General features: G+C 53.0%; 27 protein-coding genes. 13 read left to right on the top strand and 14 right to left on the bottom strand.

Going from position 1 to position 25,202, the window contains the following annotated elements; genetic code table 11:
• Window positions 1-227: 227 nt before the first annotated feature.
• Both GW590_RS03820 and GW590_RS03815 read right to left on the bottom strand, forming a co-directional pair.
• Window positions 228-449: a hypothetical protein gene (locus GW590_RS03820; protein WP_169401708.1), complete on the bottom strand. Its 222-nt coding sequence runs from the start codon at window positions 447-449 to the stop codon at window positions 228-230.
• A 141-nt stretch (window positions 450-590) separates the two neighbouring features.
• Window positions 591-1,091, bottom strand: coding sequence for a GNAT family N-acetyltransferase (locus GW590_RS03815; protein WP_169401707.1), 501 nt, complete (start codon window positions 1,089-1,091; stop codon window positions 591-593).
• Between the two features lie 254 nt (window positions 1,092-1,345).
• Here GW590_RS03815 and GW590_RS03810 point away from each other — a divergent pair, with 254 nt between their 5' ends.
• Both GW590_RS03810 and GW590_RS03805 read left to right on the top strand, forming a co-directional pair.
• Window positions 1,346-2,125 carry an ABC transporter substrate-binding protein gene (locus GW590_RS03810; protein ID WP_169401706.1) on the top strand — a complete coding sequence of 260 codons (780 nt, stop codon included), beginning with the start codon at window positions 1,346-1,348 and terminating at the stop codon, window positions 2,123-2,125.
• Between the two features lie 59 nt (window positions 2,126-2,184).
• The gene (locus GW590_RS03805) at window positions 2,185-3,294 is read left to right on the top strand and encodes a DUF2817 domain-containing protein (protein WP_169401705.1); all 1,110 of its coding nucleotides are present in this window, start codon (window positions 2,185-2,187) and stop codon (window positions 3,292-3,294) included.
• Between the two features lie 38 nt (window positions 3,295-3,332).
• On the opposite strand, the gene GW590_RS03800 is transcribed toward GW590_RS03805, so the two are convergent.
• Window positions 3,333-4,112, bottom strand: a complete 780-nt coding sequence (locus GW590_RS03800; RefSeq protein ID WP_169401704.1) for a HalD/BesD family halogenase — start codon at window positions 4,110-4,112, stop codon at window positions 3,333-3,335.
• A gap of 103 nt (window positions 4,113-4,215) precedes the next feature.
• On the bottom strand, window positions 4,216-5,739 hold the full coding sequence (locus tag GW590_RS03795) for a glycoside hydrolase family 28 protein (RefSeq protein WP_211186628.1): 1,524 nt from the start codon (window positions 5,737-5,739) through the stop codon (window positions 4,216-4,218).
• Between the two features lie 266 nt (window positions 5,740-6,005).
• Here GW590_RS03795 and GW590_RS03790 point away from each other — a divergent pair, with 266 nt between their 5' ends.
• Window positions 6,006-6,728 carry a GNAT family N-acetyltransferase gene (locus GW590_RS03790; protein ID WP_169401703.1) on the top strand — a complete coding sequence of 241 codons (723 nt, stop codon included), beginning with the start codon at window positions 6,006-6,008 and terminating at the stop codon, window positions 6,726-6,728.
• A gap of 105 nt (window positions 6,729-6,833) precedes the next feature.
• On the opposite strand, the gene ada is transcribed toward GW590_RS03790, so the two are convergent.
• Together ada and GW590_RS03780 are read right to left on the bottom strand one after the other, a co-directional pair.
• Entirely contained in the window at window positions 6,834-7,904 is a 1,071-nt protein-coding gene (gene ada / locus GW590_RS03785) for a bifunctional DNA-binding transcriptional regulator/O6-methylguanine-DNA methyltransferase Ada (protein WP_169401702.1), read from the bottom strand.
• 89 nt (window positions 7,905-7,993) lie between these two features.
• Window positions 7,994-8,515 carry a GNAT family N-acetyltransferase gene (locus tag GW590_RS03780; RefSeq protein WP_169401701.1) on the bottom strand — a complete coding sequence of 174 codons (522 nt, stop codon included), beginning with the start codon at window positions 8,513-8,515 and terminating at the stop codon, window positions 7,994-7,996.
• 74 nt (window positions 8,516-8,589) lie between these two features.
• On the opposite strand from GW590_RS03780, the gene GW590_RS03775 reads away from it, so the two are divergent.
• Window positions 8,590-9,186 carry a helix-turn-helix domain-containing protein gene (locus GW590_RS03775; RefSeq protein WP_169401700.1) on the top strand — a complete coding sequence of 199 codons (597 nt, stop codon included), beginning with the start codon at window positions 8,590-8,592 and terminating at the stop codon, window positions 9,184-9,186.
• Window positions 9,155-9,637, top strand: a complete 483-nt coding sequence (locus GW590_RS03770) for a GNAT family N-acetyltransferase (protein WP_169401699.1) — start codon at window positions 9,155-9,157, stop codon at window positions 9,635-9,637. Before GW590_RS03775 ends, GW590_RS03770 begins: the two co-directional genes overlap by 32 nt.
• Here GW590_RS03770 and GW590_RS03765 read toward each other — a convergent pair.
• A complete protein-coding gene (locus GW590_RS03765) occupies window positions 9,634-10,272 on the bottom strand; it encodes an NADPH-dependent F420 reductase (RefSeq protein ID WP_169401698.1) in 639 nt (212 codons plus the stop codon). The two genes, GW590_RS03770 and GW590_RS03765, sit on opposite strands and share 4 nt — an antisense overlap.
• Before the next feature lie 135 nt (window positions 10,273-10,407).
• Between GW590_RS03765 and GW590_RS03760 the strand changes: the two genes are divergently transcribed.
• The gene (locus tag GW590_RS03760; RefSeq protein ID WP_169401697.1) at window positions 10,408-11,337 is read left to right on the top strand and encodes a LysR substrate-binding domain-containing protein; all 930 of its coding nucleotides are present in this window, start codon (window positions 10,408-10,410) and stop codon (window positions 11,335-11,337) included.
• Here the strand turns inward: GW590_RS03760 and GW590_RS03755 are convergent.
• From GW590_RS03755 to GW590_RS03745, 3 genes are read right to left on the bottom strand one after another with little or no spacing between them, the layout of a single operon-like run.
• Window positions 11,274-13,016, bottom strand: a complete 1,743-nt coding sequence (locus GW590_RS03755) for a M28 family peptidase (RefSeq protein WP_169401696.1) — start codon at window positions 13,014-13,016, stop codon at window positions 11,274-11,276. The genes GW590_RS03760 and GW590_RS03755 overlap by 64 nt on opposite strands.
• Window positions 13,016-13,816, bottom strand: a complete 801-nt coding sequence (locus tag GW590_RS03750; protein ID WP_211186627.1) for a transporter substrate-binding domain-containing protein — start codon at window positions 13,814-13,816, stop codon at window positions 13,016-13,018. The genes GW590_RS03755 and GW590_RS03750 overlap by 1 nt, the downstream gene beginning before the upstream one ends.
• A gap of 34 nt (window positions 13,817-13,850) precedes the next feature.
• Window positions 13,851-15,038: a M20 family metallopeptidase gene (locus GW590_RS03745; RefSeq protein ID WP_169401695.1), complete on the bottom strand. Its 1,188-nt coding sequence runs from the start codon at window positions 15,036-15,038 to the stop codon at window positions 13,851-13,853.
• A 188-nt stretch (window positions 15,039-15,226) separates the two neighbouring features.
• On the opposite strand from GW590_RS03745, the gene GW590_RS03740 reads away from it, so the two are divergent.
• Together GW590_RS03740 and GW590_RS03735 are read left to right on the top strand one after the other, a co-directional pair.
• Complete coding sequence (locus tag GW590_RS03740) at window positions 15,227-16,081, top strand: LysR family transcriptional regulator (RefSeq protein WP_169401694.1); 855 nt, start codon at window positions 15,227-15,229, stop codon at window positions 16,079-16,081.
• A gap of 44 nt (window positions 16,082-16,125) precedes the next feature.
• Window positions 16,126-17,409 (top strand): lysine N(6)-hydroxylase/L-ornithine N(5)-oxygenase family protein, encoded by a 1,284-nt coding sequence (locus GW590_RS03735; protein WP_408014907.1) that lies wholly within the window; start codon window positions 16,126-16,128, stop codon window positions 17,407-17,409.
• A gap of 9 nt (window positions 17,410-17,418) precedes the next feature.
• On the opposite strand, the gene GW590_RS03730 is transcribed toward GW590_RS03735, so the two are convergent.
• Together GW590_RS03730 and GW590_RS03725 are read right to left on the bottom strand one after the other, a co-directional pair.
• The gene (locus GW590_RS03730; protein WP_169401692.1) at window positions 17,419-18,300 is read right to left on the bottom strand and encodes a PhzF family phenazine biosynthesis protein; all 882 of its coding nucleotides are present in this window, start codon (window positions 18,298-18,300) and stop codon (window positions 17,419-17,421) included.
• A gap of 22 nt (window positions 18,301-18,322) precedes the next feature.
• Window positions 18,323-18,856: a class IV adenylate cyclase gene (locus GW590_RS03725; protein ID WP_169401691.1), complete on the bottom strand. Its 534-nt coding sequence runs from the start codon at window positions 18,854-18,856 to the stop codon at window positions 18,323-18,325.
• Between the two features lie 145 nt (window positions 18,857-19,001).
• Here GW590_RS03725 and GW590_RS03720 point away from each other — a divergent pair, with 145 nt between their 5' ends.
• A complete protein-coding gene (locus GW590_RS03720) occupies window positions 19,002-19,442 on the top strand; it encodes a DUF1198 domain-containing protein (RefSeq protein WP_169401690.1) in 441 nt (146 codons plus the stop codon).
• 51 nt (window positions 19,443-19,493) lie between these two features.
• On the opposite strand, the gene GW590_RS03715 is transcribed toward GW590_RS03720, so the two are convergent.
• A complete protein-coding gene (locus GW590_RS03715; RefSeq protein ID WP_169401689.1) occupies window positions 19,494-19,829 on the bottom strand; it encodes a DUF2002 family protein in 336 nt (111 codons plus the stop codon).
• Window positions 19,830-19,964: 135 nt separating this feature from the next.
• On the bottom strand, window positions 19,965-21,158 hold the full coding sequence (locus tag GW590_RS03710; RefSeq protein WP_169401688.1) for an MFS transporter: 1,194 nt from the start codon (window positions 21,156-21,158) through the stop codon (window positions 19,965-19,967).
• Window positions 21,159-21,525: 367 nt separating this feature from the next.
• On the opposite strand from GW590_RS03710, the gene GW590_RS03705 reads away from it, so the two are divergent.
• The 4 genes from GW590_RS03705 to nrdE all read left to right on the top strand — a co-directional run bounded on the left by GW590_RS03705 (window position 21,526) and on the right by nrdE (window position 25,191).
• Window positions 21,526-21,834 (top strand): DUF883 family protein, encoded by a 309-nt coding sequence (locus tag GW590_RS03705; RefSeq protein WP_169401687.1) that lies wholly within the window; start codon window positions 21,526-21,528, stop codon window positions 21,832-21,834.
• Between the two features lie 573 nt (window positions 21,835-22,407).
• Complete coding sequence (gene nrdH, locus GW590_RS03700; RefSeq protein ID WP_169401686.1) at window positions 22,408-22,647, top strand: glutaredoxin-like protein NrdH; 240 nt, start codon at window positions 22,408-22,410, stop codon at window positions 22,645-22,647.
• Window positions 22,648-22,654: 7 nt separating this feature from the next.
• Window positions 22,655-23,065: a class Ib ribonucleoside-diphosphate reductase assembly flavoprotein NrdI gene (gene nrdI / locus GW590_RS03695; RefSeq protein WP_169401685.1), complete on the top strand. Its 411-nt coding sequence runs from the start codon at window positions 22,655-22,657 to the stop codon at window positions 23,063-23,065.
• Window positions 23,041-25,191: a class 1b ribonucleoside-diphosphate reductase subunit alpha gene (nrdE, locus tag GW590_RS03690; protein ID WP_169401684.1), complete on the top strand. Its 2,151-nt coding sequence runs from the start codon at window positions 23,041-23,043 to the stop codon at window positions 25,189-25,191. The genes nrdI and nrdE overlap by 25 nt, the downstream gene beginning before the upstream one ends.
• The last annotated feature ends 11 nt before the right edge of the window (window positions 25,192-25,202 follow it).

Below are 25,202 nucleotides of genomic sequence, written 5' to 3'. Positions count from 1 at the left end.
TTCAGATTAAGAGAAAAACTATAGGAAAATGACATTCTCACAGGTCAGTCAGGGTGCTTAAAGTTATATAGCCTGAGCCTGCAAGCATCATAGACAACACTGTGGTAAGGAGGGTAAACGCCACCACATGCCGGAAAAAACAGGCGGCGTAAATACCTTCATATGTATTCGAACTGACCAGACCGTATCGCCTATGGGTAAAACACCGTTCTCCAGAGCGGTGAATATCACATTTTTGCCATGATCAGCGCAGAATTAAAAAGCTTTCTCAGAATGGTCAGATTATCGCTCTGGTTGTTGGCGATGAAAATTTGATACACCTTGGCATCCCATTCCCATATAAACCCCATGCCGACATTGTCACTCTCAAAAGTACATTTGGCCGCAGGGTTAGCCATACTCATCACTTGTTCCCAAGACACTTTTTCTTCTTCACGTTTTGCAGCCATTCCCTACTCCTTATCGTGCGGTCTTCTATCCACTTATCGTACACGGGGCCTATTAAAAGGCAATCGAGCAACGCGTTGAAAACGCTAAGACGATGAATTTATTTCTATCAGATTTTACGTACTTGCCTATTGCGCTAAAGACTATAGGAGATCACTGGCACTTTCGCCCTCTCTCAGCCAAATCATCTCCACACAGTCGAGATAGCTTTGGGTTGAAGATGAGAAATATTTGCCATTGCTGACAATGCTAAATCCCTGTTTTTGGTAAAATCCTACCGCATTGGGTGTAGAAGACAGGGTCAATTGGTTTATCCCCTGGCTTTTGGCCTGCTGTTTGATGGCGGCGATAATAGTCGATGCCAGCCCACGCCCCTGGTAGGCCGGCAAGGTAAAAATGGCCTCGACGTTACCGGTAATCAAATCCAGATAGCCACAGGCACAAGGTGTATCCCCCGCAGGTGCGGCAATGAGGTAGACCTGATTTTCTTCAATAACCTTGAACATACCGGCGGGCATAGTTTCGGGGGTAAAAGCTTGCAGAGTTTTAGCATCAAAAACCTCACAGCATCCATAACGTAATGCCTGGTTACGTAAGCGCCATAACCCCTGCGCATCTTCTTTTTTAGCGATGCTGATTTTCATTGTCCCCTCCCCTCAGTCACTAAAGATAAAGACGTTTATTGCCAGGAACCGTCCCACCCGTGCAGAGAAAGCCGCCCTGCACATGCTCCCCAACCTTATATTCTTCTTGTTCTATCACTCCCTGCCGGAGCAATAAACTGTTTTTAATACGCATATTTAGATCCCTGGTTTGCTGGGGTATTCTCAAAGTGAATCAATAAAAATGGTACGTATCTTGCTTACCTAAGCTATCTGTTTCTCTCGAGGATCTTTTAATGAAAAAAAGCGCGTTAGTCACCTTACTGGCTCTGGCCTCTTTTAGCTCGCTGGCCAATGCCGACGCGGTATTGCGCTTTGGGGTGGATCCAACGTTTGCCCCCTTTGAAACCAAAGCCGCCGATGGCAGCCTGGTGGGTTTTGACGTCGACCTGGGCAATGCCATCTGCCAGGAATTGAAGATGAAGTGTGTCTGGGTCGAAACCGGGTTCGACAGCATTATCCCGGCGCTGGATGCCAAGAAATTCGATGCGGTGTTATCCGCCATGTCGGTGACACCGAAACGTCAGGCTCAGGTTGATTTTTCAGACATGCTTTACCATATCCCAAGTGTGTTGATCGCCAAAAAGGGCAGCGGATTGTTGCCAACGGCTGACGGCCTGAAAGGTAAAAACATTGGTGTGGCGCAAGGCACCATTCAGGAAGCCTACGCCCAGGCACTGTGGCGCAGCAAAGGGGTGAATGTGGTTTCTTATCAGAACCAGGATCTGGTCAATCAGGATCTGCAAACCGGTCGGGTAGACGCCTCTCTGACCAACGCCGCCGCTGCGCAATCGGGTTTCCTCGATACAGCAGCAGGCAAAGACTTTGCCTTTAGTGGCGAGATGATCGACGACCCTCGCTATCTCGGCGTAGGCACCGCCATCGGGCTGCGCAAAGGGGATAAGGAGCATGTTGATATGATCAACAAGGCGCTGGCGGCTATCCACCAAAATGGCACCTTCGAGAAGATTGAGAAAAAATATTTCAGCTTCGAAGTTTATAATAAAAAACCCTGATTGCCGCCGGCCAGGTTACGCCTGGCCGATGGGCAAAGCCCCTAAACGAGGAGATAAGGATGCTGCAAGGCTACGTTCAGCTACCTGACTTTACCGAGCAACGTGAAGATTTTCTTTCTGCGGCACAACAGGCGGGAGCCAGAGTAACCAGCTATCCCCATCCCCTGGCTGGCCCCAACGGCGAAACACTGGCGACCGATGTTGCCGTGCTCGGTAACCCGCTATCCCCGCGATTGCTGGTGGTGGTCTCGGGCACGCATGGCGTCGAAGGCTATTATGGTTCGCAATGCCAGATTGACTGGCTGAAGGTCAATCACGCCAACGCCCTGCCTGCGGACACCGCCGTAGTAATGATCCATTTGATCAATCCCTGGGGTACCGCGCATCTGCGGCGGGTAAACGAAGACAATATGGATCTGAATCGCAACTTCGTCGATTTTAGCCAACCGTTGCCCGATAATGCGCATTATCATGCATTGCACGATATTTATCTCAGTCAGGATCTTAACGGCCCGCAGCGTGCAGCTGCCGACGATATTATCGATAACTATGCACAGGGTTCAGGTTCAGGCTGGGGCGAGGTGAAAAAAATCGTCGAAGCCGGCCAATACCATTATGCCGACGGAATTTTCTTTGGCGGTCAGCAGGCCAGCTGGTCTAACCTGACGCTGGGCAAAATCATTGCCCACCACCTGTCCCATGCCCAGGCGATGATCAGCTTTGATCTGCACACCGGCGCTGGCGCTTATGGTCATCCAATGCTGATGGCTATCGCCCGGCAAGCCTATCCGATGCTGCAGCAGGCGCGGGATATTTTTGGCCCCTGGTTATATGTGCTGATCACCGGAAAAAATATCGGTAGCGATACCGGCGTTACCGCCACGGCAACCGGCTATCTTTCGCAGTTTATGCTGGATAATCTGCCGCAGACCCGCCTGATCCAGTTAGTCATTGAATGTGGCACCTACGACAGTGAAACCATGCATCATCTGGTTCGCGACGATCACTGGCTGCATCTGTATGGCGATCCGCAAAGTACGCAGGGCAAAAGAATCAAAGGGGAGCTATTTGAAGGCTTCTATCCGCAGGATAAAGACTGGCAGCAATTGGTTAAGCTGCGTAGTCAGCAAATTTTCAGTCGTGCCTTTAACGCACTCTCCTCGCTGTAAAATGCTACGCCCCTGATCAGAGGGGCGTGCAATAACCGTCAGATACGTCCGTAAAAGGTCATTCTGGCGGTTTCTGACAAGGCGATATCCGGCTGTGAATTATAGGCCAAAACCACCAGCATACGGGTGGTATCCCCCTGGGTAGGTGTCACCCGGTGGATGGCATTACGCCCGCGAAACAACACCAGATCGCCGGGTTCAATCGCCAGCTTTTTCGGGGTAATTTGTTGTTCAAGCAATTGCTCGACGCCAGCAAAATTCATTTCGCCTTTATCGGCATCCCGCAGATTTTCGACATATTCAAATACGCCGCCGTCCTGAGGCTTTTGGATCAGCAGGGTAATGGCAAAGGAAGAGTTGTCAAAGTGCCAGCCCAGCTCCTGGCCAGCGCTGGCGTAATGCAGATTGATAGAAGAAAGTTTATCGGCATAGGGATAGAGCTGCTGTTCACCCAGCACCGCGCAGAGAAATGCTCGGAATGCCGGCGCGTCATACAGGGCGCGCAATGCCGACTCGGCGGGGATCTCTTCATCGGTGATACAGCCCTTGGAAGAGACAATCTGCCGGTTGCGCGGATGGGTCATGGGCAGCGTGTCATCGGGTTTCAGCAAATAAACATTGTGATTACTGCTGGTGTAATAAGCCAAGTGACGATTATCGTCCCCTTCCTGCTTAATGGCGGCGAGCGCCTCGGCATTGAGGAAATTATGTAAAACCAGTGCGCCCTTCTCATCCAACCGCTGTTTACACTGCGTCAGAAAATCGGCGTCGAGAATTGGGTTAGTCGAAAAATTAACGATTTTATCCAGTTGTTGCATTATAGCCCTCAGGAATTCATCCGCAGTCAGTTGAATTCACTTTATCGAAGGAGCGGCGGCCAGGGAAATAAAATTATGCGATCTCCCCGGCACAAAGGACACGCTACCAGCCCTGACTGGGCAGACGAGAATTCAGCCCCTGGGGTTTATTTTTTGGCTCAATCACCACATTGCGAAACGACACCGTGCCAGTGGTCGCCATCACCTCGCTGGACTCAATACCGCTAAAGGTCGAGTTGGCAAAGTTTATGCCGTCGATCTCCGCGCCTTTAAAAGACACGATATACATAACCCGTGGGCTGGCGCGGCTGATCACATTGTCGATATTGACGTTACGCACTACCGGTTTATATGGCCCTTTTTCGCCCTCTTCATACAAAAAATCGATGGTTAATATGGCTTCGCTGACTTGTCCGACACGAATATTGCGCATAAAAACGTTTTCGAGTTTGCCACCGCGCACCGCGTTATTTTTAAAGCGCAGCACCCGGTCGAGGTGCGGACTGTCCATCTCGCAATCCTCAACAAAGACATTATAAATATTGCCCGAGCACTCACTGCCCAGCACCACACCACCGTGCCCATCGAGCATTTTACAGCCACGGATCACAATATTACTTGCAGGCTTATTGACCCGGCGGCCATCGTTATTTTTGCCTGACTTAATGGCGATACAGTCGTCGCCGGTATCAAATACGCAGTTTTCTATCAGCACATCGCGGCAGCATTCCGGGTCGCAGCCGTCGTTATTGGGGCCATGGGAATGGATCTGCACGCCGCGAATGGTGACGTTTTCGCTTAATACCGGATGCAGTTCCCACATCGGCGAATTAATTACGCTGATATCTTCAATCAACACATTTTTACAGTGGTAGGGCTGAATAAAGTTAGGCCGCAGAAAATGCCCCAATCCAAAGATCCGCTCTGCCACCGGGGTGCCTTTTTCGCCCATCTGCATCAGCGATTTCATATCGTTAAACTGCCTGACCTGGGTGCCATCGGCCTGTTTCCATGCCCACCAATTGGCTTTACTCGCCTGACCGTCCAGAGTGCCCTTACCGGTGATGGCAATATTTTGCTCACCATAGGCATAGATCAGCGGTGAGAAATTGACACACTCAATCCCTTCCCAGCGGGTAAGCACATTGGGATATTTGGCCGGATCGGTGGAAAATTTCAGCGTCGCCCCGTCGGCCAGATGCAGGTTCACACCGCTTTTCAGCTGGATAGGACCGGTGTAGTAAACACCCGGCGGGATCACCACCCGTCCACCGCCCGCCTGGTGACAGGCAGCAATGGCCTGTTTAATGGCTTCCGACACCTCCTGCTCGGGGTGGTGAATACCAAAGTCGCTGAGCGGAAAATCGCGGGCAGCAAAAACAGGGGCTTTGATTCTGGCCAGTATCGCCGGCAAATCCTGCCAGCCTTCGGCCATGGCTGGCTGCTTGCCCAGGGGGGCAGACGGCATCTTGGGAGAGGCCCCTGCCGGGGTTGTTGTACTCGCTCGCGCCAGAGGAGATAAAAGGCTGGGTCCCAGCGTCAGGCTGGCAGCACCAAACTGCAATAAACGACGGCGTGAAAGCGGTGAATGCGGCTGATAATTTTCTTCAATATCTTGCTTTGCCATTTATGACTCCCTGCCGGTTGGCATTGAACGCTGCAAAAGTTATCACACAAGTCACATTGAAAAAGAGCTTGTTTTGGCTAATAAAACCTAACTTGTTATACAACACCTGCTAAAAACTGCCTGCGGTAAACACCCAGGTTGTGATTAAAATCGCAAAAACGACGCAAGCGGTCTGGCCCCGGTTAGCCACAGCGAAGGGACAAAGGTTGCGATAATGGGGTTCTTCTGTTTGTATAGAAATTCCTACCCGCACGACGAGAAAGCAGATGACCAATATCAATCACTTTGGGCAACCGGTGGGCGACGAGCTTGCCAATAATCAGCCGCGTAAACGCCCTGAACGCAGGACACTGGAAGGTCATTACTGCCAGCTCGAGCCTCTGGACTGTGACAAACACAGTGAGTCCCTGTTTACGGCCTGGCACAGTATTGATGACGAACGCGATTGGACCTATTTCTCCATCAATCGTCCCGCTACCCAGGCCGACTGCAATAGCTATATCAGCCATATTTCACGCCTGGAGGATCCGCTCTATTTCGCCGTCGTCGATCAACGTACCCGGCGCGCCATTGGCGGCGTCTCGCTAATGCGTATTGATGCGGTAAACGGCGTCGCCGAGATTGGTTGGGTGAACTGGTCGCCGCTGATGAAACGTTCCCGCTTTGGCACTGAGGCGATCTTTCTGCTGCTGAGCTATCTCTTCGATACCCTGGACTATCGGCGCTGTGAGTGGAAATGTCATAGCCTTAACGAAGCCTCTAATTTGGCCGCCAGACGTTTTGGTTTTCAGTATGAAGGCACCTTCCGGCAGGCATTGATCAGCAAAGGGCTTAATCGCGATACCTGCTGGTATTCCATGCTCGACCACGAATGGCCAGCGATTAAGACCGCCTTCCAGCAGTGGCTAGGTGAAGAAAACTTCGATGCAGACGGGATACAAAAACAAAAGCTTGAAGCTTTTCAGACCGCTGACAAAGTCCGAGATTAGGGAAAGTACGCCGTGGGGGCCGGAGCGCCCCCAACTGTGCCATGCCCGGGTATTTCGATCAGACAGGCAAGGTTGTCATCAAACTCCTTTTATGCCGATGGCTGATTAATTTTTTTCTTCCCGCTCAAGCAACCTTTTCTTGCGCGCAATCCCCCAACGGTAGCCGCCCAGGGCACCGTTGCTTTTCACTACGCGGTGGCAGGGAATAGCCACCGCCAGCAGATTGGCGGCACAGGCACTGGCCACCGCACGTACCGCTTTCGGCGAGCCAATTTTGGCCGCCACTTCGGCATAGCTTAGCCGGGTACCGAGGGGGATCTCCCGGAGCGCTTGCCACACCCTTTGCTGAAAGGCGGTACCGCGAATATCCAGCGGCAGATCGAGGCCGCTCTCGGGATCATCCACCCAGCCAACGATAATGGCGATACGTTGTTCGAAATCGGCATTATTGGCCAGCAGTTGCGCATGGGGAAAGGTGTCCTGTAAGCACTCCACCAGCGCCTGCGCATCATCGCCCAGTAAAATGGCACAAATCCCGCGACTGCTTTCGGCGACCAGAATATCCCCCAGCGAACAGCGCCCCACGGCAAACCACACCGTCATCCCCTGCCCGCCAGCCCGGAAGGCGCGTGGCGTCATGCCAAGACTGGCCGGTGAAGATGCGTAGAAAGTGCCTGACGAGGCATAACCGGCAGCCAGTATCGAAGTGGTTACCGACTGTTGGTCCGTGAGATTTTCCCGCACACGCTGCTGCCTTTTGGCCAACGCATAGGCCCGTGGCGTCAGCCCGGTAAAAGATTTAAACACACGGTGAAAATGAAAGGCACTCATACCGACCTGACTGGCCACCTGCGCCAGCGTCGGGGTTTTCTCGCTACTCTCCAGCAGGCGACAGGCTTGCGCAACCTGTTCAGACTGTTGTTGGTGCAATGAAATACGCCCCTGACGACAGCGTTTACAGGGACGATAACCGGCGGCTTCCGCCTGCGAGCCATCGCTAAAAAACTCGACGTTTTGCCGGTTAGGTATCCGCGACGGGCAAGCGGGAGCGCAGTAAATTCCGGTGGTTTTCACCGCATATACAAAAGCACCGTCCGCCTGGCTGTCGCGATCCACCACCGCCTGCCAGCGGCGTTCGTCCTGCTCTGCGGTGGTCTGGTTATGTTCATATTTCATGGTGGCTATGGCTCCTTGGCGGCAATATCGCTAACCATAAATCTGCGGCGCCAGGGAAACACTCTATCTCTTGCTTTTTCATTGCGCCATCACTGCGCAATGGGGCGATCGGGGGTAGTTAGAATAAGTTGATAGAATGCCAGATCCAGCCAGCGATCAAATTTATACGCGGCCTGCTTGATCAGCCCCGCCTCAAGAAAACCAGCCTGAGTATGCAGCGCAATACTGGCGATATTACTGGCATCAATGCCGCCAACCAGCGTATGTACCTGGCGTTGTTTGGCTTCTGCGATCAGCGCATTGAGCAAAATTTTACCCAGACCTTGCCCACGATGCTGTGGATGAATATAAATAGAGTGTTCCACAGAATATTTATAGGCGGGCCAGGCGCGGAAAGTGCCATAGCTGGCAAAACCAAGCAGCTTACCCTGCTGGTCTTCCAGGCCAATGACCGGAAAGTTTCCCTTATCTTTGGCGGTAAACCAGGGCCCCATGCTCTCTATCGACCTGACTTTATAGTCGTAAAGGGCGGTAGAATTGAGGATGGCATCATTAAAGATTTCAAGTATAGCCTCGGCATGCTTTTGTTCAGTGCAGGTGATCAGGTCCATGGTATTTTCCTTGCTTGACATCATTCTACTATATTAGAATTAATTCCACAAAAGTAAATAACAGGGAAGATAAAATGTCGATCGACGAAATAATTGCCCAACGGTTATGGCAACTACGGAAAAGCAAAGGTCTGAGCCTGGAACAACTGGCTGAGTTATCTGCCGTAAGCAAGGCGATGATTTCCAAGATTGAACGCCAGGAAAGCAGCCCCAGCGCCACCCTGCTGGGCAAGCTTGCGGCGGGGCTGGGGGTTTCTGTCACCCAGCTGTTGTCCGAAACCCAGCCCGCAGCCAAAAATCTGTGGCGACGAGAAGAGCAAAACAGCTGGCAAGATCCCGATATCGGTTATCTGCGCCGTCAGGTGATGCCACCGGAACCGTTGAACGGTCTGGAAATGGTTGAAATTACCTTGCCGCCCAAGGCACGAGTCAGCTACCCCAGTTGGGGCCACGCATCTTATCAGCAGCAGCTTTGGTTACAGGAGGGCGAACTTAGCGTGGATTATGGCGAGAGCCGCTATGCGTTAAATGCCGGCGATGCTCTGCGCTTTGGCGTCGATGTTGCCGTGACCTATGCCAACACCGGTAACGTCCCCTGCCGTTATCTGCTGGTGATCCATCACCCACAAGGAGTTTTATATGCTCAGGATCAGCCCGACAAGCGTCAGTAATCCGCAGTTTATTGAACTGGTGCGCCATCTCGACGCCTACCAAAGCGTGCTCTATCCGGCGGAAAGCGACTACAGCACGCCGCTTGAGAAAATGGCCGATCACGAGCACTATCCGTTTATTGCCGAGATAGGCGAGTTCGCTGTCGGCTGTGCCTGTCTGTTTATCGGACATAACCGCCTGGCGGAAATCAAACGGGTATATGTCAATGAGAGTTATCGCGGACAAAATATTGCCGCCGCGCTAATGGCCACCATTGAAGCCAAGGCGCGACAGCTGGCACTGCCGCGCCTGTATCTGGAAACCGGGATCGACCATCTGGCGGCAGTCAGGTTCTATCAAAAACAAGGATTTCAGCTAACCGACTGTTTTGGCGACTATAATTACGATCCTTTAAGCGTATATATGGTCAAACCGCTGGGTAGCTTAGCCCCGGACCGAGCGCGGCGCTAAATCCCCTCTGGACGGCGGGCCTGCGCCAGTTTGTTTGTCAGTTCAGCGGCATTGAGTGGTACGCAGTAGCAAGGCATGCCACGCTGAAAACGCCAGCCCTGATGCAGATCTCCGGCATCAACCACGTCAAAACCCATCTGATCCAACAGCGTTGACACCTGCGCTTTGGCAAGAGGATCGTCACCGGCGATAGGCAGCGCGCGACGATCGGGGGTACCGGCGGGTCGACCATCGGTCTCCAGATCCCTGGCATAGATGGCGTTAAACACTTTGACTATTGTTGCCGCAGGCAATTGCGCGGCCAGCATTTCACTGGTGGTCGTTTGCTGCTGATCTAACGCCGGATAATGCCCGTCGCGTTCCACATAATAGTTATTGGCGTCCATCACGATTTTGCCGCTAAAAGCAGCGGCAGGCAGATTGCCAATCTGATGAAAAGGAATGGCGACCAGCACTATTTCGCCAAAGGCAATCGCCTGTTCCGCCGTTCCCACCAGACAGCCCAGCCCGGGCACGGCACTGTATAGCGTCTCGGGTCCACGAGAGTTACTGATCATCACCTCGTAGCCCTGTTGCACACCCAATAACGCCACCGCGCGGCCAATAAATCCGGCTCCCACTATGCCTATTTTCATTGCTGACTCCTTTGATGCTGTTAAATAAATACGCCGTTTTTTTCCTCAGAAACCACTCTATTTAATGATCAATCGGCGATAAACAGGCAAAGTAGAGCGAGTATCGAAAGCATTAGTTTCTAATAGGCGGGGAGTATGGACAGACTAAGCAGCATGGCGGTATTTATCGAAGCCGCGGACAGAGGCTCATTTGCCGCGGCGGGCAATGCCTTGCAGATGTCAGCGCAAATGGTCGGCAAACATATTCTGTTTCTTGAGGAAAGGCTGGGCACCAGTTTGCTTAACCGCACCACCCGGCGTCAGAGTCTGACGGAAGCGGGAAGAGTCTATTATCAGCACAGCAAAAAGCTGCTGGAAGACGCCGAGCAGGCAGACAGTCTAATCGATGCCATGCACGCCGAACCCAGTGGTCTGTTACGGATTAATGCCCCGGTCACCTTTGGGGCCAGTCGTATGACAGCGCTGATCACCCGCTACTTGCAGCAATACCCAAAAGTGCAGGTGGAATTAACCCTCAACGACCGCTATGTCGATTTGATTGAAGACGGCTATGAAGCGGTGATCCGCCTCGGCGAACTTGATGACTCCTCGCTGATTGCCCGCCAGTTACAGCCTTATCAGTGCCTGATCTGTGCCACCCCCGGCTATCTGGCAGAGCACGGCACCCCGCAGATACCACAAGATCTGCAACAGCACGAGTGTCTGGGGTTTACCCACTGGGCGCGTCCCAACTGCGGCGGCGAATGGGAGTTTGTTCACCAGGGAAGAACAGAGCAAGTCAGCGTCGGCGGCCGCTTAAAAATAAGTGACAGCAAGGCGATGCTGGAAGCCGCATTACAAGGGTTTGGCATTCTCCTTGCCGCCGAGGTCCTGGTGCAGGAAGCACTGAGCCAGGGAAGACTGGTGGCGTTATTGCCGGACTACTCCATCCCCGCGCGCCCAATGCATATTGTGTTTCGCCCCGACCGTCATTTGTCGCCCAAACTGCGCAGTTTTGTCGATTATGTGGTGGCCGAACTGGGTTTGCACCCTGAGTCCAATTCGGCAGCCGCCATTTCACGCTGAATATCGGCGAGAATGTTTTGCAACAGCGAGCAGGCGCGATCGCGCTGGCGGCGATACTGGGTGATCATCATCAAGGTAGTTTCCTCACTGGTCTGACGCAGATCGGCCGCCAGTTGCTGCAAACCGGGATAGGCACCGCCGTGATAGCTCAAATCATAGTGAAAATCATCGGTAGAGCTGTAACCCACGCGGTGCAGCTCGGCCGCCAGCCGAATTAACAACGCTTGCCAGCGTTCGGGCTGTGCCGCCGTCAGTTGCGTCAGAGCCTGCGCAGGCTGGCGCAGTGCCAGCAGCCGGGCGGCGATCGGCTGCAGATCAAAACAGGGATCCAGCCGCTGTTGCAGGGTGTTTAACGCCAGCAACATCTTTTGCAGATAATCCGCGACATTAAGCGGTAATAGCGGCTGATGCAGTAAATGATCCAGCCAGTGAACGTGGATTTGGCAGTCACGCCACAGGATCGCCAGATCGACTTTATCGTAGCTGTCATCCCGGGTATGCCACCACCAGCCGCCACCGCTGCCGGGAGAATCACTGGTTTTCTCCAACGGGATCTCGCGCAGGGCAAAGTGCAACGGTATACCGCTGCCCCAAAATGACTGGTCACCCCCTTTACCCAAAGGAGTGATACGCAATGGCGGCTGACCGGTTACCGCCTGTACGGCCTGCTGGAGAAAGTCTGTCAACTCCGCGCCGCTGGCATTGATCACCACCTGCACCGCATCGCGGCAGCCTGGCGAGTCGACGTTGATATGGGCAATACAGTGCTCGCCCAGGACCTGGCGATAGTTATCGGCATACCAGGTGGAACCGCCGTAACGGGCATTGGAATGCCCCGGCCACCAGGCGATGCGCAGACCGCGTCGCAGCGTGGCAGACTGTTGCTGAAAATGCAGCGCCATCGCCACGCAGAGCGCATTACCGGTGGCGTTATCCGTCACTCCCTGATGCCAGGAGTCGTAATGGGAAGACAGCAACACAAACTCATCGCTGTCACCGGCAATGTCGACAATCGGTAGCGAACAGATGCGCACATGTTGTTGCAGCACAGTACGCAGGTCAGCCAGCAGCGGGCCGCTGGTTTGCCGATACAGCTCAAGCAGGCGCTGCCCGTCATGCTGGTTGATGGAAACCACCGGCAAGGTTGGATAGCGCAGGCGATCGTCGGGGGTCGGTGTGCCCCAAATCGGCCCGACCGTCTCCTCATGCAGAGCCGATTCCGCCGATCCCCAGATATGGACCAGACCGACGGCCTGCGCCGCTGACAGCCGCTGGACGTAGTCTTCAAACCCTTGATCGGCAATCACTATCTTGCCTTTAACCTGCAACGCCCACTGCTGCCACTGGCGATCGCTACGGGCGCTGGTCGACAAGGGATCATAAAACAGCGCTGCCCGTCGCCCTTGCGGGCAGTGTGCGGAAAAAGAGCGGGTTTTCGCCGCGCAGTGCCAGTCGGGAAAATCAGCCAATGCCAGTCCGCCTTCCAGCGGATCGCTGAGCAGCAACGGGCACTGTTCCAGCCGGGCATTTAGCCCATACTTTTGCAGCACACTGACCAGCAACGCAGCGGCTCGCTCAGCATCCTCGCTGCCCGATAAACGATGCAAATGGGCAAACTGTTGTAGCAGATCGTCGACGATCGGCATCAGTTGCTGATAGACCGGCGCTAGCGAGGGCATTAGTTGCTACCTGTTGTCTGGTGGACGGCGATATCAAGATCGGCAAAATATTTTGCACGGATCTTGTCCCAGGTGCCGTCGGCAATAATCTTCGCCAGCCCCTGGTTCAGCAAGGTTTTGGTTTTGCTGTCGTCTTTGCGCAACCCGTAGGCAGAACCGATGCTAAAGAGTTTATCGTCGCGCACCTCCGGGCCGGTAAGGGTAAATCCCTGTCCTTCCGGTTTGTTCAGAAAGCCATAGGTGACCGCCACCGCCGGGCTCAGTGCCCCGTCGAGACGACCCGCCGTCAGATCCTGATAGATGCTGTCCTGATCGGCGTAGGCTACCACCTCAACCCCTTTCGGCAGCCAGTAGGTATTGGCATACATTTCCTGAATTGATCCCTGCTGTACGGCAATGCGTTTCCCTTGCAAAGACTCGGCGGTCGGTTGCAGCGCACTGCCTTTATGCACCACCAGCTTGGTGGGGATGTGGTAAACAAAATCGCTAAAGTCGATCACCTTGCGGCGCTTTTCTGTCGCCCCCTGCGGCGAGATAAAATCGACTTTTTTCGCCAGCAACGACGGGATCTCGGCATCAAAACTGGTCACCACATAGTCGCATTTAACCTGCATCGCCTGACAGATAGCGTCGGTGATCTCTATTTCAAAACCGCTCGGCGTCCCTTTGCTATCGCGAAACTGGAACGGAGGGTAGCTGAGATCCGCCGCGACGCGCAGGGTTTCCCCGGCCGCCTGGGCCGCACCGCCAACCAGCGTCAGGGCCAAAAAAACCAGAGAACTTTTTATGATCATTTTCATTTTGTTTATCCAGGTAAGAGCTGCATTTCGCCAATTAGCGTTGGGCTTGCCAGTTCAGGAATTCTTCTCTGACCGCCCGCAGCATGGCCGGGTCGGTAATCAGATCGGCGGCGGTCATCGCCAGGGCTTTGGCCGCCAGGATCATTGCCGCAAGCCCGGCTTCAGAACCTGCCGCCTCGGCAAACTCAGGGGTATGGGGGATAACATCGCCAATGCGCAGATAGGGATGGATCGCTGCGGTGATCTGGCTGACATTGCCAATATCCGAAGAACCGATGCCGCCACTGCGCGGCGGGGGCACCACGTCCACCCCCAGGGTTTCGAGATTGTGTTGAAAGAAGGTCGCCAGTGTCAGGTTGTTATTGCGCTCGGCATAGGTCAGCCCCTCTTCAATGGTCAACTGCGCACCACTCATCGCTGCCGCCGCCTGCGCGGCGGCAAACACTTTCTGACGCACAATATCCAAACCTTTTACCGTAGTCGCACGCATCAGAAATTTGGCTTCGGCATAGGCCGGCACGATATTGGTGGCGCTGCCACCGTCGCTGATAATGCCGTGAACGCGCACGTCATCAGTAAAGAACTGCCGCAGGGCATTGACCCCGACAAAGGTGTGGATCACCGCATCCAGCGCACTGATGCCGTTTTGCGGTGCCGAGGCGGCATGCGCTGCTTTGCCGTAAAATTTAAATACCGCATCTACGCAGGCCAGTCCTCCGCGGGTGACCATAGTTTTATCGCGAGGGTGGAACATCATGACGGCATCATGGCCATCAAAGACTCCTTTTCCCGCCAGCAAAATCTTACCGCCCCCCTCCTCTTCCGCCGGTGTGCCAATCACTTCTATACGGCCATTGAGTTCAGGAAATCCTGCATGCAACGCCAGCGCGGCGGCGACCGAGGCGCTACCAATCAGGTTATGTCCACAGGCGTGGCCGAGTCCGATCAGTGCATCATATTCCGCCAGCAAGGCGATAGTCGGCCCCGGTTTACCACTGTCAAAGGTGGCGCGAAAGGCGGTGGGCAATCCTGCCAGTTGTTCCTCGATCACAAATCCCGCCTCGCGCAGAGGGGCGATCAACGCCGCGCACGAGTCTACCTCGGCAAAACTCAGTTCCGGATGGGCATGGATAGTTAACGCCAACTGCTTTATTTGCGGTGCCAGACGATCAACGGCATAAATAATTTTATTTTTTTGTTCCATATTGGTGCAAACGGTCATGGTATTTCCCTGGGCTGGTGCAAAGCGTGGTGAAAATAGTTTTTATCTTGCTGTAAAAACGGCGTTAATAATATTTATCACCACAAATAGGGGATTTTTTACGCCTCGTCCAATTCAGTGTTTTTATCCGCAGTCACTTCTGTGCAAAAATTCTTTTATGGTTATCGGTGTCAGGCAGGGAAAACAGCATGAATGAAAAAGATTGGCTGATTATTGCCAGCGTCTATCAGCATAAAAATATCACCCGCGCGGCGCAGCAGCTTTACACCTCACAACCGGCATTAAGTTATCGGCTAAAACAGATCGAGCGCAAACTGGCGATCCGGCTATTTGACGAAAGTCAGAAGGGATTGGTGTTCAGCGCCCAGGGCGAGTTTCTGGCGCAGCATGCGCAAAAGGTATTACGCGATTTACAGCAGCTAAAAGAAAATCTGCACAGTCTCGATCATACCCGGCAAGGGGAAATATCTATCGGCGTATCGAGTAATTACGCCGCTTATCGTCTACCGCCGTTGTTGAATCGCTTTCGGCAATCCCATCCTGGCATCCGCATTAATTTAATGAGTGGTTTAAGCGAAGATATTTTTACGCTGTTGCAGCGCGGAGAAATTGATATTGCCATCGTCAAAGATAATTACCACTGGAAAGAAGGTCAGCAATTAATTGATGAGGATGATTATTTACTGATTAGCGAACAGGACTTTGACTTTGCGCTGTTGCCGCATCTGCCACAAATTCGCATCGTGCATGGCCAGCATGTGACGCAGTTGCTGGAACGCTGGTGGAACGCCCATTTCACCCACGCGCCGAATATTGCCATGACGGTGGATAAGCTGGAAGTATGCCTGGGCATGGTCACTCACGGGCTGGGCTACGCCATTGTTGCCAGCTATCTGCCGTTGCCGGAAAAACTGTATCGCCGGGCGATAATCCTGGAGGGAAAAGCGGTTAAAAACCAGACCTGGCTGCTGTATCGTCACCAGATTGCCGCCACGCCGATGATGCAATCCTTTATTCATATTCTGCAGGGCAATGCGCATTAAGCGACGATTTTCGTCTACGCTTAAGGAAAATTAATTGTGGAGCAATGGAGATGACTCAGGATCTTATTGGTGTCGGTATCGGTCCTTTCAATCTCAGCCTGGCTGCCATGAGTCAAGACAGCGACCAGCTACAAAGCGCTTTTTTCGATGCCAATCCCACCTTTAGCTGGCACCCCGGCATGCTATTACCTACCGCCACCATGCAAACCTATGTGTTGCAGGATTTGGTGACCACCGTGGCGCCGCGCAGCGAATTTTCGTTTATTAATTATCTGGTTGAGCGCAAGAAGATTTATCGTTTTCTGGCGACGGAACAGCTGATCATCAGTCGCGACGAATTCTCGGATTACCTGCGTTGGGCCTGTGAGAAAATCCCTAATCTGCATTTTTCACAACCGGTAGAAAGCATTGATTTTGATGACCGCAAAAACCTGTTCAACGTACAGACGGCAACGGCAAGCTATCAGGCGCGCAATATCTGCCTGGGCACCGGCCATGCGCCCTGGGTGCCAATAGCGGCACGCCCGGCATTGGGCAAGCACTGTTTCCACGCCGCCGAAATTGCGCTGCGCGAGCCAGATTTTAACGGCAAGAAGGTGATGATTGTTGGCGGCGGGCAAAGCGGGGCCGATATTGTGCTTAATACCCTCGAGGGACATTGGGGCGAACCGGCGCAGTTGTACTGGCTATCACGGCGGCCCAATTTTCAACCGCTGGATGAGTCGATATTCACCAATGAGTATTTCACTCCGGAATACGTTAACTATTTCTATACCTTGCCCGACGATATTCGCCAGCAAGAGATCAAAACGCAAAAGCTGCCGTCTGACGGCATCAGCTACCATACGTTAGAAAAAATCTATCACCATCTTTATCATAGGTTTGATGTGTTGCGCCAACCGAGAAACGTCTCACTGTTGCCGCACCGCACCTTGCAACATATTCACCCGTTGGCTAATGGCAGTTTTCAGGTGCAGGCTAAACACGGTCTGGATCTTTGCGAGGAGTTTTTCGAAGCGGATATCGTCATCCTCGCCACCGGATACCGGCTTGGGCTGCCGGACTACCTGCAACCGCTGCTGGATCGCATTCCCTATGACCGGGAAAAACATTTGCCGCTGGCGGAAAATTTTAATCTGCGCTGGGAGGGGCCGGAGACTAACCGTATTTATGCCGTCAATGCCGGGATCCACAGTCATGGCAGTGCCGAAGGGCAACTGACCCTGACCGCCTGGCGATCGGCAAAAATTGTCAATCATTTACTGGGTTACGCGCACTTTGATATCAGCCCAAGCCACTCACTGGTGCAGTGGTGGCCGGGGAAATAAATCAATGAATTACAGCGTAATTTCACCGTCGATCAGCGTACAGCTTTCACCACCAATCCAGGGTTCCCCCTGAAGATAGGTGACCCTGACCCGACCGTCTCGCTGACGCTGTGTACCCTGACGAACCAGATATTGCTCCGCCGTCTGGCCACCGTCAGGGAAATTCTGTAGCGCCAGCACTCTGGCCAGGCAGGCATTGGCGCTGCCGGTGACCGGATCTTCAATCAGTTGCGACTGCTCAACCAAGAGGGCGCGTACCTCATAATCGATCTCTTCCCCCGACGGATAGGGGCCATAAAGGGCGATACCATCAACCCCGGCCTGCACCTGCAATGCCGCCAACGCGTTAATATCAAGGCGGGCCCGCAGGCAATCCTCGGCACTGCGCATTCTGACTACCAGCCAGCGAATACCCATATTGACGAGATAAGCCGGGGTGTCCGCATCCCGGCTGCCTTCCAGCAAAGTGGCATCGAGCGCAGCCACCCTTGCCGTTGCCAGCGGGGCGATTTCTGCGGGCGGTGCACGAAATGCCAGCCCACCCTGAGCCAACAGACGTACCGGTACCAGACCCACACCACACTCCTGTATCAGCACTCCGGGAGTTTTTGGCAGCCAGCCCGACTCCAGCAGCGCGTGAGCGGTACCCAGCGTCGGATGCCCGGCAAAAGGAAATTCGGTATCCGGGGTAAAAATACGCACGCGATAATCGGCGCTGGCATCCAGCGGCGGCAATACAAAGGTGGTTTCGGAAAGATTGGTCCAACGGGCAAAGGCCTGCATCTGCGCATCACTCAACCCGTGCGCATCAATAACCACCGCCAGTGGATTGCCCAACAGCGGTTGCGCGGTAAAGACGTCTACCTGCTTAAAACGGCGTTTAACTGACATACAACCTGCCTAAAAATTAAGATTAACGAGCGCTATGCGGGTGTGCCTTCAGCTTGAGCAAGTCGACGTAGGCCAGATCCACCAGCTCCTGACGCTCAATCTGCAAACGTTCCAGCAACTCTTCGGCGATAGCAATGCCCTGAGCTTCTGTTTGCTGGTCATCGAGTTCGACTTCAAATTCGAGGAAATCCCCCAACCCGCTGACCCGATCGAGATGCAGCCGCGTTTGCCCCAGTCGGAACAAAGTACGCTGCTTAATGACCCGACCGGCTGTGCCGTAGGCCAGGCTCAGCGTTTCCCGTAGACCATCAGGATCCTCAGTCACCGACAGTGCATAGAAGCTGGTCTTGGGGCCGGCTTTATCGGGGCGCTGATAGAAGATCAGTTCCCCCCGCGAACCGGCCAGGGTGCGCAGTTTCAGGCGACCATGGGGACAAACAAAAAAAGTGTCGTCCTGATCGATAATGTCCGGCACACCGTCCGCCAGCAGCGCGATTTTGGCATAGAGGGCAGAGAAATCATCAATGCGGGCTTTGATTTCGATATTGCGAGCCATGATCACTTCCTTAAAAGAGGGGGAGATTGCCGTTTATCATGCCACGTTCGAGCGCACAGGTCTGCGGGCTAATTGCGGTTGATTAAGCGCAGTAACCCTATAAACTCGTGGCATTACCAACCTGGGCCGGGAGCCAACAGCCAGAATGATATGGATTATGATTGCTGCCTTAGTGGCGGTTTTTGTGGTGGGATATTGGTTTATGACGGCTGATACCCGCAAGGCCAATGACTCGCTGGCCAGCCTGTTGAAAATCAAAGCGGTTTACATTGATTCCATGCTGCTGGAAATGGGGCAACGCCAGAGCGCGATGTTTATCCGCTCAATCAGCGGCGGCTATGCCGAAGAGATCCGCAAAGCGGCCTATATCGTATTTATATATCAAACGTTTATCAAAGATTCGTCCGACGAAAATATTGCCCATTGGCGCAATGTGCTGGTGCGCGCCCATCTTGACCCGCAACTGAGCAGCGAGCATGCCGAACTGGCATTGTTCTATTTTGCCGGACTGGATATTGAACCTTTCGAACTGGCGCAGTTTCGCCGCCGCTATAACGAAACCTTTAATCAACTCCCTTTGATGTAACGCTCTCGCCAAAAACAGCGGGCCAACGCGCCGCTGTTTTTTGGTGGCGGATTATCTAAAAACATTATCCAGATAGTTGGCAAGCAGCTGGCGTGAGCTGAAACCGTGACAAATACCATAATAGGTGGCGGTTTCACTCTTTAAATCCAGAGGGAATTGGGTATACACCTCGCAACTGCGAGAAGAGGCCGTCGGCTCGGCAAATCTTTCGCTGCGTTCTTTTAATGCCGGGTGGATCACCAACGCCGTGCGCCCAAAGCGCGCTTCGCGATTAACATACACATAGTGCTCACCGCGACGGTAACCGTAAGCCTTGTCGTCCACAAAATCCCGTTCAAATCCTGACTTTTCTAATACTCTTGCCACTTCATCGGGCCGTAAATACATGGTTTGTCCTCGCTCTAAAAACCGCAGAGCGACCTTACCGTAATAAAGCAGACAGACAATGCATTTAGGCCTTAATGACGGTTATTTAGGATTTATCTAAGCCGTTCGCCGCATAATTTTGAAAATTATTAATAATTACAGCTGCGCTTGACGCTTTTCAAGCCCCAGCATCCGCAGGGTGATCAACATTGCCAGCAACACCATCAAGGCCGCAGCCAGATAAATTGACGGAGTGCCAAAATGGGCGATCACCAGTCCGGCAATCGGCCCGGTTAACCCCAAACCGAGATCGAGAAATGCCGAGTAGGTGCCCAGGGCGGTGCCCTGATTTTGCTGCGGTACCTGTTTGACCGCCTCGACGCCGAGGGCAGGGAAAACCAGCGAAAAGCCGCAACCGGTGAGCAACGCGCCAATTTGTACGCTAAAGGGATCGAGCCCCAGCCAAATCAGCAGCAAACCGAGGATCTCAATCGCAAAAGAGACAATCGTCACCCGCAGGCCACCGAAACGCGCAATACAATTGGCAAACAGCAAACGCATGCCGACAAACCCCAGGCTGAATAGCGTCAGGGTAAAAGCCGCGCCGTCCCAGTTTTTATCGGCATAGTAGAGGGTGATAAAGGTGGCGATAACGCCAAAGCCAATGGTGCCGAAACCCAGACCAAGACCGTGCATCCAGATCCTGCCCACCACCGCGCGAAAGGCAATACGCTTGCCAGTGACCACTTTAATCGCCGGTTTTGAACAGGCCAGGGCGATGGCCAGCACAGCAATGATCATAATCACGGTCGCCACTCCGGTCAGCCGCCAATGCAGGTTGAGAAACACGCCGAGCGGTGCCCCGACCGCCATGGCGCTGTAGGTGGCGACGCCGTTCCAGGAGATAACGCGCGCGGTATGGATCGGGTTGGTGGCCCCAATGCCCCATAAAATGGTACCGGTCGCGGCCAGACTCTCCCCCACGCCAAGCAACACGCGGCCAACACAGAGAAAAATCAGGCTAAGCCAGGGGGTGGCGGTGGTCAAATCGGCAAAGATATAGAACACGCCGCTAAGACCGCAGCAGGCCAGGCCATAGATCACCACTTTTTTCGGGCCGATATTGTCGGCATAGCGCCCGGCATGGGGACGACTGGCAAGGGTGGCAAAATATTGCAGGCTGATAATCAGACCGGCGAGAACGGAATTGTAGCCCAACTTTCCGTGCACAAATCCCGGTAATACCGCCAACGGCAAGCCAATACTGAGATAGCAGACAAAGGTTGAAATAACGATCGACACAATGCGTTTATTCAACTGCAAATTGGTTTGAAACTTACTTGGGGACATGGACGAGCCTGGACAGAGATCACAATTTGAGGAATTCCCAGCATAAACAGGTTTGCCTGTGCTGCAAATGAAAAAACGTTTTAAAAATGTCATCAAATGTCACATCGCCGTTACCTTTACGGATAAATCCGAACAGCGCCTCGCCAGGCCGCGCCAAAGCTGGGGAAAACCCTGCTGCGTTAGCGGCAATTTCCTTTATTTCCCGCTAAAAAACAGGCCATAAGCGGTGATAGCGCTCACACAATAGAATCATGGACTATGCTTTTAACAGGCCAATAAAAATGACTGTAGTGATTGTGCCTTGGGTTTTTGGAGCAAATGCTTCAAGCATATAGGGCATAAGTACAGTGCCAACAAGGAGAAATTTATGTTTAAGAAAACAGATAAAGTCGAACGTGATATCGATCAGGACGTCAACTTGCTGGCCGATACTTTGGATGAAGTACTGAAATCCGGCGGTTCGAAAACCAAAGAAGAATTGGAAAAGATCCGTGGTAAAGCGGAAGGGGTATTACGTGATACCCGTGCCCGTTTTAATGGCAATAGTAATCTGACGCAGCACGCACGCGATGCCGCCAATCAGGCGTCTAACTATGTGAAGGAAAATCCCTGGCATGGTATTGGCGTCGGTGCCGCAGTCGGTATCGTTCTCGGTGTACTGTTAGGACGCCGTTGAGTGCAGGCCATACTGTGCTCAAAACAGCAAAAGTGTTATTTCCTGTGTCGGGTTAACACGAAAGGGATTTGACCCTCATTAAATCCTTAACAGCAGAGCCGCAAGGCTCTCAGACTGCTGACAAAGTCCGTTATTAGGGAGAGTGCACCGTTGGGGTCGTAGCGGGCTTGCCCGCCGGAGCGCCCCTAGGTGTGCTATGCCCGGATATCTCGATCATCAAGACGACTTTGTCATCAAACTCAGAGCCGCAAGGCTCTGTTTTGTTTTCAAGCCCCCCCCTGCTCCCCTGCTATAGACTTTATCCCTTACGTCTTTACAAAATAATTTCCCCAAAAAATGAAAAACCGCAAGCCAGAGAATACGCGGCCTGACAGCCCTTTGCGTGTAAATGATAACCATTTACATTTAAATCCTACATATTGTGCGGTTGATAAAAACAAACGCTACATCTAGTATTTCATTTATCGCCGGTTGCACCGGGTCGATAGTCACTTCACACCCTGTTTTCATCACCACGGCTGGAAACAAGGCGTGAAACATTGCGTAATGCCAGCTTAAAGAGAAATACGAATCATGAGCATAATCATTTACAGCAAGCCAGACTGCGTTCAATGCTCTGCCACTTACCGGGCAATGGATAAACAGGGTCTCGCCTATCAGGTGATCGATCTGACGCAAGATGCACAGGCTTTAGGGCAGGTTCGCGCCATGGGTTATCAGCAGGTGCCGGTGATTGTCGCCGGTGACCAGCATTGGTCAGGTTTCCGTCCGGATAAAATCTCCGCACTGCGTCAGTTAGCCGATCAGCACTGAGACCGCAATGAATAGCCTGGTCTATTTCTCCAGCAGCTCGGAAAACACCCATCGCTTTGTCGGCAAACTGGGGTTGCCCGCAGTGAGGATCCCCATTGCCGGGCAAGGCAACCTGCTGCAGATGGATTGCCCCTATATTTTGCTGGTTCCCAGTTACGGTGGCGGCACGGTGCGCGGCGCGGTACCGAGGCAAGTGATCCACTTTCTCAATAATGCACAGAATCGTGCACTGATCCGCGGCGTGATTGCCGCTGGCAATACCAATTTCGGCGCAGCCTACTGTCTGGCCGGTGATATCGTCTCGCAAAAGTGCCAGGTGCCTTACCTGTACCGCTTTGAGTTGCTGGGCACACCGCAAGACGTTGCGCGGGTAAAAAAGGGAGTCACTGAATTTTGGCAACGACAGAACGAGCAATAATCGAACCCGGCGTCAGCACGCCTGACTATCACGCCCTTAACGCGATGTTAAATCTGTTCGATGCGGATGGGAAAATTCAGTTTGATAAAGACAAACTGGCCGTCCGCCACTACTTCCTCCAGCATGTAAACCAGAATACGGTCTTCTTTCATAACCTGGCGGAGAAGCTGCGTTATCTGGTTGACGAAGGCTATTACGATGCCAGCGTGCTGCAACAATATGATTTCTCGGCCACCAAGCGCTTGTTTAAACAGGCCTATGCCTGGAAGTTTCGTTTCCAGACCTTCCTCGGTGCCTTTAAGTACTACACCAGCTACACGCTGAAAACCTTTGATGGTCAACGTTACCTCGAACGCTATGAAGACCGGGTGTGTATGGTGGCCATGACCCTGGCCCGTGGCGATACAGCCCTCGCCAGCCAGTTGGTCGACGAAATGCTCAGTGGCCGCTTTCAACCGGCCACGCCGACCTTTCTCAACTGTGGCAAAAAACAGCGCGGCGAGCTGGTTTCCTGCTTCCTGCTACGTATTGAAGACAATATGGAGTCGATTGGCCGCGCAGTAAATTCGGCGCTCCAGCTGTCAAAGCGCGGCGGTGGCGTCGCCTTTCTGTTGACCAATATTCGCCAGGTCGGCGCACCGATCAAACGCATAGAGAACCAGTCATCCGGGGTGATCCCGATTATGAAAATGCTGGAAGATGCCTTCTCCTACGCCAATCAGCTGGGCGCACGCCAGGGGGCGGGGGCGGTGTACCTGCATGCCCACCATCCGGATATCTTGCGGTTTTTAGATACCAAACGGGAAAACGCCGACGAAAAAATCCGTATCAAGACGCTGTCTCTTGGCGTGGTGATCCCGGATATCACCTTTGAACTGGCCAAAAATAACGAAGAGATGTACCTGTTTTCGCCCTATGACGTGGAAAAAGTCTATGGCATGGCAATGTCCGAGATCAGCATCAGCGAAAAGTATCGCGAGATGGTCAATGACAAGCGCATTCATAAAAGCAAAATCAGTGCCCGTGAATTTTTCCAGTTGCTGGCGGAGATCCAGTTTGAGTCGGGCTATCCCTACATGATGTTTGAAGATACGGTTAATCGCAGCAATCCGATTAAGGGCCGTATCAATATGAGCAACCTCTGTTCGGAGATTTTGCAGGTTAACGCCGCCACACTGTATAACGAAGATCTCTCTTATCAGCAGATTGGCAAGGATATCTCCTGCAATCTCGGTTCACTCAATATTGCTGCCACCATGGATTCACCGGATTTTGGTCAGTCGGTTGAGCTGGCGGTGCGTGCACTGACCGCTGTCTCGGATATGAGTCATATTCGCTCGGTGCCCTCGGTAGAACAGGGCAATCATCATTCCCACGCCATTGGGCTGGGGCAAATGAATCTGCACGGCTACCTGGCCCGCGAGCATATCTATTATGGCAGCGAAGAAGGTCTGGATTTTACCAATATCTATTTCTACACCGTGGCCTATCACGCCCTGCGCGCCTCTAATCTGTTGGCCAAAGAGCGGCAGCAAAGCTTTAGCGGCTTTGCCGACTCCGCCTATGCCGATGGTCGCTACTTCGATCGTTATTTAGAAGATATCTGGCATCCGAAAACGGCGCGCGTGCGCCAGCTGTTTGAGCAGGCCGGTATTGCCCTGCCCGGCGTGGCGGAGTGGACAGCGCTAAAAGAGGCGGTAATGACCCACGGTCTGTATAACCAGAATTTACAGGCGGTGCCGCCCACCGGCTCGATTTCCTATATCAATAACTCGACCTCGAGTATTCACCCTATTGTCTCGCCTATCGAAATTCGCAAAGAGGGTAAAATTGGTCGGGTCTATTATCCAGCGGCATTTATGGATCAGGACAATTTGCAGTACTACCAGGATGCCTATGAGATTGGCCCGGAAAAAATTATTGATACCTATGCCGAAGCCACTCGCCATGTTGATCAGGGTTTGTCATTGACGCTGTTCTTTCGCGATACCGCCACCACCCGCGATATTAACAAAGCGCAGATCTACGCCTGGCGTAAAGGCATCAAGACCATTTACTACATTCGCCTGCGCCAGATGGCGCTGGAAGGCACCGAGGTTCAGGGCTGTGTTTCCTGCTCGCTGTAGTCGCTGTTTAA

The organism is Rouxiella aceris (assembly GCF_012933545.1).
Classification (GTDB): Bacteria; Pseudomonadota; Gammaproteobacteria; order Enterobacterales; family Enterobacteriaceae; genus Rouxiella; species Rouxiella aceris.
This window is presented reverse-complemented; position numbering and strand designations above follow the sequence as displayed.